The 14,241-nt window shown below is 42.8% G+C and carries 14 protein-coding genes; 4 read left to right on the plus strand and 10 right to left on the minus strand.

Going from position 1 to position 14,241, the window contains the following annotated elements; translation table 11 throughout:
- The first annotated feature begins 44 nt into the window (after positions 1 to 44).
- Positions 45 to 1,496, plus strand: coding sequence for a formate transporter FocA (gene focA, locus OO774_RS22525; RefSeq protein WP_264906909.1), 1,452 nt, complete (start codon positions 45 to 47; stop codon positions 1,494 to 1,496).
- Positions 1,497 to 1,585: 89 nt separating this feature from the next.
- Here focA and OO774_RS22530 read toward each other — a convergent pair whose 3' ends face one another.
- The 3 genes from OO774_RS22530 to OO774_RS22540 all read right to left on the minus strand — a co-directional run bounded on the left by OO774_RS22530 (position 1,586) and on the right by OO774_RS22540 (position 3,104).
- The gene (locus OO774_RS22530; protein WP_264906910.1) at positions 1,586 to 2,155 is read right to left on the minus strand and encodes a YceI family protein; all 570 of its coding nucleotides are present in this window, start codon (positions 2,153 to 2,155) and stop codon (positions 1,586 to 1,588) included.
- On the minus strand, positions 2,152 to 2,691 hold the full coding sequence (locus OO774_RS22535) for a cytochrome b (RefSeq protein ID WP_264906911.1): 540 nt from the start codon (positions 2,689 to 2,691) through the stop codon (positions 2,152 to 2,154). Before OO774_RS22535 ends, OO774_RS22530 begins: the two co-directional genes overlap by 4 nt.
- Before the next feature lie 170 nt (positions 2,692 to 2,861).
- The gene (locus OO774_RS22540; RefSeq protein WP_264906912.1) at positions 2,862 to 3,104 is read right to left on the minus strand and encodes a DUF2164 domain-containing protein; all 243 of its coding nucleotides are present in this window, start codon (positions 3,102 to 3,104) and stop codon (positions 2,862 to 2,864) included.
- A gap of 202 nt (positions 3,105 to 3,306) precedes the next feature.
- Here OO774_RS22540 and OO774_RS22545 point away from each other — a divergent pair, with 202 nt between their 5' ends.
- Positions 3,307 to 3,939: a hypothetical protein gene (locus OO774_RS22545; protein ID WP_264906913.1), complete on the plus strand. Its 633-nt coding sequence runs from the start codon at positions 3,307 to 3,309 to the stop codon at positions 3,937 to 3,939.
- A gap of 84 nt (positions 3,940 to 4,023) precedes the next feature.
- On the opposite strand, the gene OO774_RS22550 is transcribed toward OO774_RS22545, so the two are convergent.
- Positions 4,024 to 5,274 (minus strand): DEAD/DEAH box helicase, encoded by a 1,251-nt coding sequence (locus OO774_RS22550; protein WP_264906914.1) that lies wholly within the window; start codon positions 5,272 to 5,274, stop codon positions 4,024 to 4,026.
- A 67-nt stretch (positions 5,275 to 5,341) separates the two neighbouring features.
- Positions 5,342 to 5,938, minus strand: a complete 597-nt coding sequence (locus tag OO774_RS22555) for an ACP phosphodiesterase (RefSeq protein WP_264906915.1) — start codon at positions 5,936 to 5,938, stop codon at positions 5,342 to 5,344.
- A 565-nt stretch (positions 5,939 to 6,503) separates the two neighbouring features.
- On the opposite strand from OO774_RS22555, the gene OO774_RS22560 reads away from it, so the two are divergent.
- Positions 6,504 to 7,934 carry a methyl-accepting chemotaxis protein gene (locus tag OO774_RS22560; protein ID WP_264906916.1) on the plus strand — a complete coding sequence of 477 codons (1,431 nt, stop codon included), beginning with the start codon at positions 6,504 to 6,506 and terminating at the stop codon, positions 7,932 to 7,934.
- A 453-nt stretch (positions 7,935 to 8,387) separates the two neighbouring features.
- Here OO774_RS22560 and OO774_RS22565 read toward each other — a convergent pair whose 3' ends face one another.
- A complete protein-coding gene (locus OO774_RS22565) occupies positions 8,388 to 9,056 on the minus strand; it encodes an HAD-IA family hydrolase (protein ID WP_264906917.1) in 669 nt (222 codons plus the stop codon).
- A 311-nt stretch (positions 9,057 to 9,367) separates the two neighbouring features.
- Entirely contained in the window at positions 9,368 to 9,877 is a 510-nt protein-coding gene (locus OO774_RS22570; RefSeq protein WP_264906918.1) for a flavodoxin, read from the minus strand.
- Positions 9,878 to 10,147: 270 nt separating this feature from the next.
- On the opposite strand from OO774_RS22570, the gene OO774_RS22575 reads away from it, so the two are divergent.
- Positions 10,148 to 10,615, plus strand: a complete 468-nt coding sequence (locus OO774_RS22575; RefSeq protein ID WP_264906919.1) for a CreA family protein — start codon at positions 10,148 to 10,150, stop codon at positions 10,613 to 10,615.
- Positions 10,616 to 10,728: 113 nt separating this feature from the next.
- Here OO774_RS22575 and OO774_RS22580 read toward each other — a convergent pair whose 3' ends face one another.
- The 3 genes from OO774_RS22580 to OO774_RS22590 are packed head-to-tail and all read right to left on the minus strand — an operon-like array spanning position 10,729 to position 14,183.
- Positions 10,729 to 12,723 carry a lipopolysaccharide biosynthesis protein gene (locus OO774_RS22580; RefSeq protein WP_264906920.1) on the minus strand — a complete coding sequence of 665 codons (1,995 nt, stop codon included), beginning with the start codon at positions 12,721 to 12,723 and terminating at the stop codon, positions 10,729 to 10,731.
- The gene (locus OO774_RS22585) at positions 12,713 to 13,495 is read right to left on the minus strand and encodes a hypothetical protein (protein WP_264906921.1); all 783 of its coding nucleotides are present in this window, start codon (positions 13,493 to 13,495) and stop codon (positions 12,713 to 12,715) included. Before OO774_RS22585 ends, OO774_RS22580 begins: the two co-directional genes overlap by 11 nt.
- A complete protein-coding gene (locus OO774_RS22590; RefSeq protein ID WP_321274164.1) occupies positions 13,482 to 14,183 on the minus strand; it encodes a hypothetical protein in 702 nt (233 codons plus the stop codon). Before OO774_RS22590 ends, OO774_RS22585 begins: the two co-directional genes overlap by 14 nt.
- Between the last annotated feature and the right edge of the window lie 58 nt (positions 14,184 to 14,241).

A 14,241-nucleotide genomic window follows, 5' to 3' on the forward strand; every position in this document is an offset into this window, starting at 1 on the left:
ATAAATCAAGGAGTTTCTATGGCATCAAGAACTAAGGAGTCTATATGGCGGTGATCAACTCTGACAATCACCAGTACTTTTCTCCGAAAGAAATGATGGCTGAGGCAGAGAAGTTTGCACTGAGCAAAGCACAAAAAACGAGCTCAATGACGCTCAGTCTTGCCACTATGGCTGGCGCATTTATCGGTTTAGCGTTCTTGTTCTATATCACGGTGACAACGGGCAGTGCAGGCGCAGGTTGGGGATTAAGTCGTCTTGCAGGCGGACTGGCTTTCAGTATGGGTTTGATTCTTATCGTTATCTGTGGCGGTGAACTGTTTACTAGCTCTGTGCTTTCAAGCATATCTTGGGCGAATAAGCAGATCTCTTTTGCAAAAATGCTATCTATTTGGGGCAAGGTCTATGTTGGTAACTTTATAGGAGCAATGCTGTTACTCGCACTGGTCACGGCTGCAGGTTTATACCAGATGGATGGCGGCCAGTGGGGGTTAAATGCGCTCAACATTGCGCAGCACAAACTTCATCACACGTTAATTCAGGCATTTGCTCTCGGTATTCTGTGTAACCTTTTGGTCTGTCTCGCAATCTGGCTGACTTTTAGCTCTGCGAATGCAATGACAAAAGCGGTAATGACCATTTTACCTGTCGCGATGTTCGTCAGTAGTGGCTTTGAGCACTGTGTCGCCAATATGTTCATGGTCCCGCTAGGTATCGTTATCGCGAATTTTGCTCCAGAGTCATTTTGGGTCTCTCTCGGCGTCCCGGCATCTCAATACGCTGATCTAAATGTATTTCACTTTGTCACAGCAAACTTAATCCCAGTCACTCTTGGAAATATTGTCGGCGGCGCAGTATTAGTTGGCTTATCAAACTGGTGTATTTTCCGTCGACCAGAACTAAAAGCCGCCAACATTGAAACCATCACTAAAACTACACAACTCATGTCAGTTAAGGAATCCAACATGAAAAACAGCTCTTTTGTTAAGGACGTAATGAACCCAGCCCCAGTGACTATCAGCGCAGAAACTCCTGTTGTCACCGCACTTGATACCTTACTGGATAATCATTTAACAAGCGCCCCTGTCGTTGATCTACATAACCGCTTAGTAGGCTTCTTTTCAGCGCACGATATCATGGTTGATCTTTGGTGTGAGGATTATATTCCCGTTAAAGGTCAGAAAGTGGTTGATTTAATGAGCCGTGACATAGTTGCAATTGATGCTAATGACCGACTTGTCGATGTGGTGGAATTCATGTGTATTGATAAAGAAAAACTGTTCCCTACAAGCAATATGGGCATAGCAACGCGCTTAACGTCTCTTTCACTCGAGGAACGTGCCAAGAGTATGAACGTCAGTAAGCCTCAAGTGCTTCCAGTATTAGAGAATGGTCTTCTGGTTGGCGTAGTAACACGCGCCGAAATACTGAACGCATTGCGCCCCGTTTACGGTGAGCGTTTGAATCTAGTAGAACAAGACGAATTAGAAACCGCATAACAATAAAACACTAACTTTAGTTAGTTGGCACTAAAAAAGCGCTCTTCGTTTGAAGAGCGCTTTAATATTGTTGTACGAGTGGCAATAAATTACTTCTTAACGCCTTCGATATGAAGTTCCATATCCACATAGCTAGAAGAACCCATTACAGGGATATCAAAATCTGCTAGCTCTAGACGAGTAGTACCAACGAAACCAGCACGCTCACCACCCCATGGGTCGTTACCTGCACCAACGAATTCCGCTTCAATAGTGATAGGCTTGGTTACACCGTGAAGTGTCAAATCACCAGTTACATCAAGTTTGCCGTCACCTTTATCGGTAACTTTTGTACTGGTAAATGTTGCTTGACCAAATTTACCTGCATCGATGAAATCACCGCTACGGATGTGCTTATCACGCTCTGCATGGTTTGAATCCAGACTTGTGGTATCAACAATAACATTCACTTTAGAGTCAGCAACGTTGTTCTCATCAAAAGAAAAGTCACCAGAAAATGTATTAAAACGACCTTTGATGAAGCTGTAACCCAAATGGCTTACCTTGAAGTTAACAGAAGCGTGCGCTCCTTTCGTATCGATAACATAATCTGCAGCTTGCGCACCAAACGGAAGTGCCATAGCCATCGCTAGTCCTGTAGCAAAGAGTGCCTTTTTCATTTTGAAGCTCCTAACATTTTTCTTAATGTGTTGTCTTTATCGATAAAATGGTGTTTGAGTGCAGCAACGGCATGCAAACCAGCAATGAGTATAATCGCCCATGCTGCGTAGAAATGTATTTCGCCCGCAATATCTGACTGTTGTGGGAATAGCTCCCCGGCACCGGGTACGGTGAACCAGTCAAATACTTCGATGCCGCGGCCATCTGAGGTTGAAATAAGATATCCTGTCGCAAAAATGGTAATGAGTAATAAATACATCACACTATGCGCAAGCTTAGCCGCTACGATTTCATAGGGTTTGCCTTCAGGCTTAGGTGAAGCGCTCATGTGCTTCCAAACGATCCTCAACACAGTGACGATCGCAAGCAATATGCCGATAGAACGATGGTAATGAGGGGCTGTACGATACCACTCACTGTAGTAACTTAAGTCAACCATCCATAAACCCACTGCAAATAAGCCAACAATACATATGGCGGATAACCAGTGCATGATGCGGGTAAGAAGGTTGTAGTTTTTTACGGATGTATCCATCTCAATTCCCAAGAGTTTATCTGTGTCGATGTTGAACAAGAAACAACACATTAACCGATTTACTTTATATGAAACAGATTATTTACCAATATTTACATCTAGCCAATTACAGCACATCTACCAACCTGTTCGAATTTTTTGAATAAGTTAAATGTAAGAATTCATGAATTTTACATTTTTACTTCCTGTTCTATCTCGTACAGTTCGTCGGAAACCTCTAGCATGCGGCGCTCTAATAGGGCTTTAGCGTCTTCAACGCCTTTGTTGTAGTACACCGCGCCAAGCTTTTCAGTGATAAAGTCAATCAGGAACTCACAATCGAACTGACCAATTTCTACACTCAGTTCATCTTCCATATAATCTTGAATCGCCGTTGCTAAGGTTTCTTTCTGTGCTCTATCCAGTTTAATCATTTACTGCCCTTTGAGTTTTATCGTCCAATTCTCGAATTCACGACTATTCGTTCTATCCAAAAATCGGACTATCTAAGATATTGATGAATAGCATTCCCAATTTTGATGTTTAGATCAAGAAGTTGCCGATCCAACTTAGTCTATGCTAAAAAGGCTATGCTAACTTTCGCTCATCATTTTGATAACCGTTAAGGGATATTCTTTGCTACTCGATTTAGTCATACAAAGTGTTAATGATTTTCAGGAAGACTGCCTAAAGATCTGCGAAAAGCATTACCCCGCGGTTCACAACCAAGGGATGAGCGAACATCATTTAGGTCTCGCATTTTCGAGACGCATGGAGCATACACTTCGTCACTTTGGTCACAGTACTGTGATTAAATCACTTGAAGTGCTCAATGCTCCCGACCTTCCCCACCATTATCGCATTACCTCAGAAATCGGCACGGTATGGGTTTTGAGTTATCACATGGTCAGTGCGGGTAAGCCTTGTCGCGAAAAAATGCTTTCTTCGATTACGGAATGGCAAAGTGAATATGGTTACGCGTTGCAACCTAACGATCTACTTTTTCTTGTTTGTGATCATTGGATGAGCAGAAGTAAAACCAGCAGAGAACTTTTGCATTGGTGGATGGGAGAGCTACCAGAACCGATAAACGAATACACTGAGCAAGGCATTACTTTATACACCAGTGAATCACAGCTTACGCATTCCCTCAGTTCGCGGTTTGATATCAACCCATGCTATATAAAGTTTGGTCACCCACTGCGACGTTCAAACAAGCAACAGCTGGTTCGAAAATACTTGCAGCTTTACGCTGTACTGCAGTGGTAGACCAAATCGGAAATACTTACCTTATTAATGTAGCTAAATCGTTATCGTATTTGATGTATTCGCATCAACGACAAGCACTCTAAGTTAACGGCGGTTTTTACCACGATTTTTGTGGATGGCTAACTTGGCTTTTAGTTTGCGTTTTTCTGCCGAGCGGCTCTTACGACCACCACCGTTACGCTCAGGCTCAACCTCTTCAATTAGGCTTGGCTCGAAGCCCGCTAACCATTCTTGAGGCAAGCGCTGATCGAGTAAGTTCTCAATCGCATGCAGTAAATACTCTTCGTCTCGGCTCATTAAGGATACAGCAAGTCCAGAGTTACCTGCACGTCCTGTCCGCCCGATCCGGTGTACGTAATCTTCTGCTTTAAATGGCATGTCAAAGTTAACCACTTGCTCAAGCTCCTGAATATCCAACCCTCGGGCTGCAACGTCAGTCGCAATCAAGGCACGCACTTTACCTTGTTTGAATTCATCTAACGCTCGTTGACGTGCGCCTTGCGACTTATCGCCATTAATCGACACCGCTTTAATGCCATCAAGCTTTAATTCTTTCGCAAGTTCATCACTACCCTGTTTGGTTTTGGTAAACACCAGCACTTGTTGCCAGTTTTTCGAACCAATTAAGTAGGCGAGCAACTCACGCTTACGTTTTTTATCGACGGGATAAACCATCTGTTTAACCGTTTCTGCGGTCGTATTTGGCGGAGTAACTTCGATCTCAACCGGAGAATCCATCAGCTTATAAGCAATGGTTTTAATCCGCTTTTCAAAAGTCGCGGAAAATAGCATGGTCTGTTTATCTTCCGGCATGCGACGTAAGATTCGTTGTAGATCAGGCCAAAAGCCCATGTCCAGCATACGGTCGGCTTCATCGAGCACAAGCGTACTCGTCTTTGAAATGTTTACATTGCCGTTAAACAGATGGTCCAACAGGCGTCCTGGGGTTGCGATCAGAATATCTGCACCTTCCTCCAGTTTTTTCTTCTGCACACCAATACTGGTACCACCATAAACACAGACAATGTTTAATGCCGTTTGTGACGCGTACTGGGACAGGCTTTCGAAGACTTGTTGCGCTAATTCACGCGTAGGCACCAGAATCAGAGCTTTTGGCGTTCCGTTAAGTTTTTCTTGCTGTACGCTTTGAATAATCGGCAAGCCAAACGCAGCCGTTTTACCCGTACCCGTCTGCGCGGCAGCGAGCAGGTTTTTCCCTTCCAATACATGGGGAATCGACTTTTCTTGCACCGGTGTCGGGATCACGATATTTAACCTGCTCAGCGTTTCCACCAGGTTTTGTTCAATGCCAAGGTCAGCAAAATTAACGGACATGATAAACCTCATAATTTTTGGAGCGCAGAGTTTACCAGAGCCCTTCAGACCATACTACCTTTACACCCTATGCATTGAGTAAATTCTGATGGTACTCAAGTGCTTGTTGAAGTACATCGCTGTAAAGAGGCGGAAACTTTGCCTCCAGAATTGCGTATTCTTGATCTAAAATGGCGAATGTGGTCGTAAGATCTGCCAATCTTGGGCTTCTTTTTGACATCCGGTGCAGTGCAAATTCGATATTTTCGAAATCCTGATAAGACTGAAGCCATCCGCCACTCCACATTTTGCTATGCAAGAGTAAAAATCGCTCTGGCAGGTCATCGCCCACGTCTCTGTCGACCCGCTGATGCGTATCACTCACAAATTTATCCAACGAACACTGATGAAAGGTATGCCAATGTTTCGCTAAACAGTGGTCCCAAAACATATCCAGAGCAATGGGAGCGAAGCGCCGCGCAGCCCCCGTAAAATGAGGCTTGCACTCTTCAACGATAGGATGATGGTCAGTAATACGGTCTACAAAACGATGCAGTTTGATACCATTGGAAATATCAGCTTGATACTGTTTGCTTGGATCTCCTTTTACGAAGTCTCCAAGCAAATTGCCTAATAAGTGGCTACTGCAGTGATCTGCGATGTGTAAATGGGCAAGAAAATTCATTAGACGCCATGTATGCCGTTAGATTTGATGTAAGATGAACTTAGTATAACGGCTTAAGCACGGCGTTGAGAATAAGTGAACCCTACTCAGATTCGTTTTCTGGGCCGATGTAATCTGACAAGATGATACCGATTTCAAGCGCATCGAGTAACTCTAGATTCTCATCGTTTTGATATTGGTCGCTCATTGTGACCTCCTTTGTTTTATGCTGAAGCTTACTTGCCTCTTCGTACTGACACTCTATGTTTCCGCTTAAGTATCAGTGACTCCCTTTTTATAACCTTTATATGACACATTTATGACAGCGAAAAGTAAAGATTTTAATTCCTATGAGCAGCGTCAAAAGCAATCGATTGCACGTTGATCACCATTAAAGTTGTCCCTCACTTCAGTAGAACGCGAAGTCTGAATCTAATCGTTGCACTAGCGCATTAATGTGACCATTGTCACGCATTTATGTTTGTGCGTTATATTTGTTACATATTTTGATGATTTTAGTCTCATGTTTTCTGCTTCCCTGACGATATAAGAGTTCAAATACCTTACATCTCAAACGGAGTGTTAAATGAGAGAAGTTGAGTTTAGAACTATAGATCGGCTCTTTATTAAGATGTCTATAAATGACAAGGTCTGGGTTATCTTCCTACTGTTTCTACTGGCTCTAACTTCGGTTGCAGGAAGTCGCTACTACAACGAGATCAACCTGTTTGAACATCAATCGATCGTTTCAGCACAAGCAAAGCTGTCAGGGATTATTGATGCAAAACCAACCGATATTTACCAGGTAAATGGGATTGTCAAAGCGAATAGCCAGAAACAAAATCAATTTATCGACGGAACCGTTACCGTCTATTCAAGGAGCGACCATGGTGAAGTGGTTAAATTAACCGCTAACCTGAGCACAGAGTATCAACAAGCCAAGTCCAACGCGCTAAACTCGCTGCTTCTGAGCTTAGTTTGGATCCTACCTTTCGCTCTATTTTGCTACTGGGTTGCCACTTTCATTGGCGGTGCGCTTTGGGTGCTGTACAGCACGACTCAAAAGATTGGTGAAGGTGACCTAACGTCTCGGCTGGGGTTTCATCCAGGCCGTGATGAATTTGGTACTATTGGCTGTGCGCTCGATAAATCCATGGATACTCTGACCGAGCTGGTCAACAGTGTTAAAAATAACGCCAACACGTTGAGTGAGACATCGTCTGCTTTCGAAAAAGACATGCACTTAAGCGAAACCCAAATCGCTCACCAGTATCAAACGCTCGACTCAGTCGCGACAGCAATGGAAGAGATGACAGCTTCAGCTAAGGAAGTTTCTAGCATCTCACAACAAGCGACCACACAATCCGACCAGGATGCGCATAAAATTGAACTAAGCCGTGGGCGCGTACAAAATGTCATTGGTGAAATAGAGACCTTATCTGGCTATATTGAGCAAGCGGCAAACTCCGTTACCCATTTAAATGAGAATACTACGCAAATTAATGATGTAATAACCACCATTAATGCAATTTCTGAACAAACTAATTTACTGGCTCTAAACGCTGCTATTGAAGCCGCTCGTGCGGGTGAACAAGGGCGCGGTTTTGCGGTAGTCGCGGATGAAGTGCGTACATTAGCAAGCCGAACACAGCAAGCTACTGTTGAAATTCAGGCGATGATTGAGAAATTACAAACTGAAAGCCAAACCATCGCGTCTATCACTGATCGTACCGTAAAACAGGCACAAACCAGTAGCCAGTTAATTGATGAAATTGGTCATGATATTTCTTCCATTGCTGACTCAGCTCGTTCGCTAATGGACATGAGTATCCAAATTTCTACTTCAGCAGAAGAGCAAAGTGCTGTTGCCAACGACATTGCTTCGGAACTGACAGACATCCGTACACAATCCAGTACGATTAGAGAAGTGGCCCAGCAGTCAACTATTGGGGTTGCAAATTTAACCAAAGCGACCATTGATTTGGGAGAGGTATTACTTCGTTATCGTACTAAATAGCGCGAACTGGGCTCCTAAAACAGAGCCCAGTGAACTTATCGATCTGAATTTCACTTCAATTCTATTAACTGGAATTTTACAAACCGTCGACTTAATTGAAATATTTGAAGTGAATCGAAAGTTCAATTTGTACCTTGTGAAAGAATGTTCAACAAGCTTACGTTCCGCTATGCTTGAACTTGTCGGTTCCAATTGCTGCTGGATAAACAATATGAATAAGTACAAAGATACAAACAATAACGAAAACCTTAACTGTCCCCTATGCCAATGCGATGAATATTTAATTTCTTCAGACGGCGAAAAGTTCACTTGTTCAGCTTGCGGTTTTCACACCAAGAACTTTTCTTCAGTCCAGTGTTTACACCAAACGCCGTACTTACAATCTAAAGTTAAGCACATTCATAGTATAAGCCGTATGTTTCACTAACTGTTTCGAGCTTGTGATTGTAAAACCTATATAGAGCAGCCTAACAACTGCTCTTTTAATTCGTCCAAATGTTGGATTTTGATCACGCGTTCGTCGTCAACACGATTGATGTCTTCACCATTAAAAAGATGAACAGTTTTGATACCGGCATTTATTCCTGCCTCCACCCCTTTTGGCGTATCATCGATGTAAAGACAATCACCGGGCAAGAACCCCATATTCATTGCAGAATACATAAGAAGATCTGGTTCGGGTTTCCAGCTATTTGCATCAAACGCAGAAAACACCTTCCCTTTAAAACAATCCAACAGCCCCGTTAACTCTAGTGCATATTCTATTTTGTCTTTTGGACCATTGGATGCAACACAATATTCAATGTTGTGAGAATCAAAAAAGTTGAGCAGTCGCTTAGCACCATCCATTGGTTGCAAGTGACGCACGAAGAGCTTTTGAAGTTCTTGACGATATTCTGGCTCCAGTACATCAATCGGCACATTAACGTTCATTAACGCTTTGGCATCCAGAAGAATGTCGACGAGTTTGCCACCTTTGAAGTGGGAGACACACTCATCCATTGTGAGCTCAGCACCATGCTGGTTGAATACATGGACTAAAGCCTGACAACACAAACGTTCGCTATCGACCAGTGTTCCATCACAATCAAAAATCACGCATTTAACTTTGTTAATTGCCATTACCTTCCCCCAAACGCCTTAAAGCTATCGCTGAACTTTTTATTATGTAGAGCAATAATATTTGAGTTTAGGATTGATTGAACGATGAACACTGCATTTCGCAAAATTGAGTTCGAACAATTATCTGTTTTTAAATCAAGATCACCGATTTACAGATAACTACCATTAAAAATGTGAATTTTTCAATAAGATGTTCGTACAAGGGCAGCAATTAATCTACGCATACAGAAGAAAGGGTAAGAAGTCGCAGACGTAGCATCGCGAATAATGAAATTGATGATTGCTGCGTTATACAAGTGCTATTGACGGTATTAGCGCTCGAGGATTATCTTTTCACATAGCTTTTCTTCGCTATTTAATCTTTTAGCAAGATCAGACTCGAATTGGGTTTTCTCTATTGAATCAGAAACCGCGACGTCTGAAATAAGGGTGTTACCTCGAAATTGACTCACGATTGCCGCTCCAACCGGATTTCCGTCTTTGAACCCAACGTAGAGTTCAAAATCAGGTGTCAAAATGATTTGGGTCAGGTATTCAACGACCATCTCTTGATCGTATTGTTTATCCCATCGCTGCGACTGAAGGATTGAAAACATGATGGTCAGGCGATGAAAATCCACCAGAAATAGTTCTTCGGCTCTACAATCCACCTCTGGGTCTAGCAACACCTTTTTATCAACGACTTGGTATTGTTGCTGTTCTAGAGTTTGAAAGTAGATGTCTCGTCCTTTCAAGCTCTCAGCAGTGGGAAATTCGACTTCGACCAGATCATGCAGCCACGCGTTCTTGCGCTCTATGCTGGCTAACTGTATTTCATTCATTTACATACCTTAACAATCACAGGCTACAAAGGAGTAGCAAGTCAAAAACAAAAGCATATTTGCACCTTGTATCGACAACAACAAACCCGTGTCGAGTCGTTCTACACTCGAAACTCGAAAGAGATGTCGCATAGCTTCGTTTTGAGGCCGTACCTTAGCATGAAGCCTATAACAAACCTAGCTAAAGTCCTGAGGTAACGCCAAATTTTGTTTTACTTGCTAACGTCTGATAGATTAAATCCACAAACTTTTGTTAAGAAGGCTCAAATAATGAAAAAAAGCATACTTGCTTTAGGCTTAGTTACCCTACTTGCTGGGTGTGGTAGTGATGAGGTCGGTGATGTGTCACTAGGCATGTTCACCCTGAAAGATATCAAACTCAATACGCTTGTCGATCCCGAAGTTCCGGGAGTTACTTGTCACGTAGCCAGTATTGAAGCGGATTTTAGTCTGGCAGACCCGAGTGATAGCTCTATCTCTTGTCGCCAAACGGGTGAAATTACACCTGAAATGCTCGCTAATATTGATATGAGCAAATCTGGCGAGGTTGTTTTTAAAAAATCAAAAAGTATCTTTTTTAAATCGATGAAGATTCGCCGTATTTTTGATCCAGAAAATCAAACACTGATGTACCTTTCATACTCAACCAAAGAGACGTCTGGTAGTTTCAAACACAGTTTGTCAACGGTACCGCTGTGGGGAACAAAAGCTTACATTCAACCAAGTAAAGAAAATTAACAATAGAGTGCCGCCATCTCATGGCGGCCAATATCCTCTTTCCAACACTTCAGTAATCTCAGAGCCTCATCCGCGTCTATCTAGTTAATATGGTTCAAGTAGCAGGTAATGGTTTAAACTTCGACGTTACGCGCATACCAACTAGACTTCAGTAACATTGCTATTCGCTGCTCCCGTAACCCGCTCTCCTCTTCAGAATCCGTCAAATTAAGATATATGTCTGGCTTAAATAATTTCGAACCTGGTTTTTCAGGCTCACTCACTAGTAAATGAATACCTCGTTTAAACTGTGCTCTGGATACAAGCTCCCGATAAGCGATAGATGAGATAAGATTTGTTACTAGATTATGTGGTATGTGCGTTTCGGAGCCAATAATCATCAGCACCTCATAGAGTGTCGCCCTTGGAGATCGCTTCAATGCGTGGCAAACCAAGTTTAGACAATGTAGGTAATAGACAACCATTGACTTGTACTGTTTTAAAGGCTTTAAAACCTCAGATGAAGGGATACCTTCATTACTTAATTTGTTGACTATGATATTTGGAATACTTGTTCGCTCACCTTTGGTTAAACCATCAAGTTCTACGACAACGCCTTCATTCCTTTTGTCTAAAGACGGTTTGCTTTTTCGTTGTGGCTGAACACGCAAAGCAAGAATTCGAAAGAACCAACGCACATCAGAATTAAAAACATGTGAAGGCCAAATAATCGCTTGCAGTAAAACTGAAACAAATAAGACGGTAAGAACGCCGAAAATAACGCCTAAATAACCGACTTCAAAATAGTGTAATAGTGAGGAGGTTCCCTGTAATAACGGAAAATAAAACAACACTAACACTCCGGCTCGCATATGTTTCAAGGCAAACCAATGCCAAGAAACCTTTAACCAATTTAGGGTTAACTGAGCCATCAAGAAAAAATTCAGAACAATCGCTAATGACACTCCCAATGAGACGCCAGGCAAGCCCCACCATGACCCCACATAAGCACCTGCAGCTACAGCACAGGCGTAAATCGCCAGTCTAAATGCCCTTTGATACACCAAACCAGTTGCCTTAGTTAAGGGGTCATTCACTTTATAGCCCATACGAAAAATTATAGCGCATGACAATATCTGTAATGGTAATACTGTCTCTGACCAATCAGGTCCTAGAATAAGATGCACAATTTCCGGCCCGAGCACGACAAACAGGACCGTCATAGGAGCCATTATTGTGGAGCTGAGTGCTACCGCGTTACCATAGTAATCCTTTGCTTTTTGACGATCATTCTGCAGCCGGGAATAAATGGGAAACATGATACGCTCTAGCACTTGTCCAATCAGCATTGATGGCATACCAACTAATTGATAAGCCCTGCCGTATATACCAACAGCCGTGGAGTTCATTGTTGCAGCAACAACCAGATAGTCGATCTGAGTAGCGATGTATCCTAATACTTTAGCGACACTAAATCCGCCAGACATCCATATAATGTGACGAAATGTTCGAAGATGAAAAGCGATTATCAGCGTTTTAGGCTTTTGCCAGATCAAGAAAATGCATTTGACTCCTACCTGAGCTAAATAGGCCCAAACCAAAGCCCATACACCAAATCCTTCTAGAGCCAGAACTACGCCAACCAGTGTATAGCCGAACAAAAATGACATCATTTCTGCAAAAGCGATTGATGGGTACTTGAGTTCACGGTATAGCACCCCCTCAGCGACCAGAGATGGTGCCTGAATGACAAAAATAAATGAAAGCGCTTTAATTATGGGGACGATATCTGGTTCAGATAATACGTTCCCTATCTGGGGTGCAAAGAAAAATAGCAACATAACGGCACAAAATGCAAAACACCATGAAATCAGTGATGCGGTGCCGATATCTTGCACAGACAAATGCTCTCTCTGGATAATGACAGGTCTTATCAATGCCTCTGTGAACTGACGCCCTAAACCAATAACCACCAATGTTGCCGTGACCAGTCCAAACCCTTCTTGACTGATATGCCTAGCCAATACTGCAAGCAGTAATATTTGACCTATACCCTGAGTCACCGCTGCAACTGTAGTTATCGCGGCACCATCGAGCACACGAGACGAATGTGATTTGTCATTTACCATTTACTGCCTTCTTAATAACATCGATGACCCTGTTAACCGTATCAGCGAAAGGCTGCTCAGTATCAATGTGGTAGATGACTTCATTCCCCATTCGCTGCCAGCTTTGCGTATGCAGGCGACGAGCTTCTATATATCGATCGCCTTCTTTGTCTTCTTTGACTCTCTCTCTGTTGCGCTGTTTTGCTGTTTCAAGAGAAACACTGAGCTGCAAAACAATATCTGGGGCTGGAATTTGCTGATATATTCGATGTTCTATCAATGCTAATTGATTGTATAAAGACGCCTTAAGCCCTTTTTGCTCGACATGCAAAGTCAGCCTGGCACTGTCCATCGCTCCGGGCTGATAGGAAGGGTAACGGTCACACACAATAAACGTATGGTTATTAGCAGCTTTATGGCTGGACACGAGTAGATTACAGCGCTCCCAGGCAATACAAACATTCCAGACAGCATTGACCAATGCTGAAAAGCAAATAGTATTTCGTTGGGGTTCGTCTACATCGCTGATATCAGAATTTTGCGCCGAGGTAACGTACCCCTTTAACCTAGATGTCCTACTTTTTGGAAAGAGTCTTTTAACCAAGGGCAATAATATACGTACAGGAAATGTTAACCAGGTTGCGGGGGGTTTTCCAACATGTATGGAACGAACGTTGTACATGGAGGCTAGCCAACTTTCCAACTCTCGAGCTATCGTACTCTTACCTGTCGCTTCAGGTCCAACTAATGCTATCACCGCTGCACGACCATTCCCCTGTTCATGCTTTGCCATATATACATCCACTAATCAAAATTTCGATGATTCTATTTACATCAGAACTTTGATCCCCGTTAGTGACGAAAGGTTGGACATTGCTACAGGAATTGACGGCGACTAACCTTTGTCTGATTTCTGGAGATGCTTTAAGGCATTCAAATACTTCTAACGCATGACTAATGAAGGCTTCAACCGCTTCGGAAGAACCAGCTTTGATTCGGTCATGACCGCGAGCCAGCGTTCGCTCTTTAAGCACCCGTTTAGGTGCGGACAGGAGGATCACAGCGTCTGGAATAGGTATCTGTGAGAGAAGTTTATCTACCTGTTTTATATCAGGAGCCATCGACTCATAGACAAATAAATAGTGAACAATTTGTAAGAAACCTTCGTCAAGAACGACGATCGTCTCCTTGCTATCATAACGACGAATCAACTCATAAATACCGGTATTACGAAGCACTATCCGGGCTATTTTTATCCGCTCGCGTAAACTGATTGTAGAAGGAAGTCGTTTAAGGTAAGCAAAAGAAAAATTAAGTATAGTTATGTTTTTATGAAAATTAAGTAAACAATAGACTAAGCCGATCAGGTTAGTAGCAATACGCCTGAGCATTGCGTGTTTTAACCAGGACAGGTGTGTCACTCGAAAAACAAACGTCTGCGCAGCTATCACTTCAGGGCAATTGTCCTGATGCCTGTCCACTATTTTTCTCAGCAACGTCGACTTCCCGGAGCTGGTACACCCTACTAACTCGACGATC

This window comes from Vibrio sp. STUT-A11 (assembly GCF_026000435.1).
Lineage (GTDB): Bacteria > Pseudomonadota > Gammaproteobacteria > Enterobacterales > Vibrionaceae > Vibrio.

What these genes read in the sequence shown, in the direction of transcription:
- OO774_RS22550 (WP_264906914.1), bottom strand. Translation starts at nt 5,274, where the DNA reads ATGTCCGTTAATTTTGCTGACCTTGGCATTGAACAAAACCTGGTGGAA.
- OO774_RS22560 (WP_264906916.1), top strand. Translation starts at nt 6,504, where the DNA reads ATGAGAGAAGTTGAGTTTAGAACTATAGATCGGCTCTTTATTAAGATG.
- OO774_RS22530 (WP_264906910.1), bottom strand. Translation starts at nt 2,155, where the DNA reads ATGAAAAAGGCACTCTTTGCTACAGGACTAGCGATGGCTATGGCACTT.
- OO774_RS22580 (WP_264906920.1), bottom strand. Translation starts at nt 12,723, where the DNA reads ATGGTAAATGACAAATCACATTCGTCTCGTGTGCTCGATGGTGCCGCG.
- focA (WP_264906909.1), top strand. Translation starts at nt 45, where the DNA reads ATGGCGGTGATCAACTCTGACAATCACCAGTACTTTTCTCCGAAAGAA.
- OO774_RS22540 (WP_264906912.1), bottom strand. Translation starts at nt 3,104, where the DNA reads ATGATTAAACTGGATAGAGCACAGAAAGAAACCTTAGCAACGGCGATT.
- OO774_RS22565 (WP_264906917.1), bottom strand. Translation starts at nt 9,056, where the DNA reads ATGGCAATTAACAAAGTTAAATGCGTGATTTTTGATTGTGATGGAACA.
- OO774_RS22585 (WP_264906921.1), bottom strand. Translation starts at nt 13,495, where the DNA reads ATGGCAAAGCATGAACAGGGGAATGGTCGTGCAGCGGTGATAGCATTA.
- OO774_RS22570 (WP_264906918.1), bottom strand. Translation starts at nt 9,877, where the DNA reads ATGAATGAAATACAGTTAGCCAGCATAGAGCGCAAGAACGCGTGGCTG.
- OO774_RS22575 (WP_264906919.1), top strand. Translation starts at nt 10,148, where the DNA reads ATGAAAAAAAGCATACTTGCTTTAGGCTTAGTTACCCTACTTGCTGGG.
- OO774_RS22555 (WP_264906915.1), bottom strand. Translation starts at nt 5,938, where the DNA reads ATGAATTTTCTTGCCCATTTACACATCGCAGATCACTGCAGTAGCCAC.
- OO774_RS22535 (WP_264906911.1), bottom strand. Translation starts at nt 2,691, where the DNA reads ATGGATACATCCGTAAAAAACTACAACCTTCTTACCCGCATCATGCAC.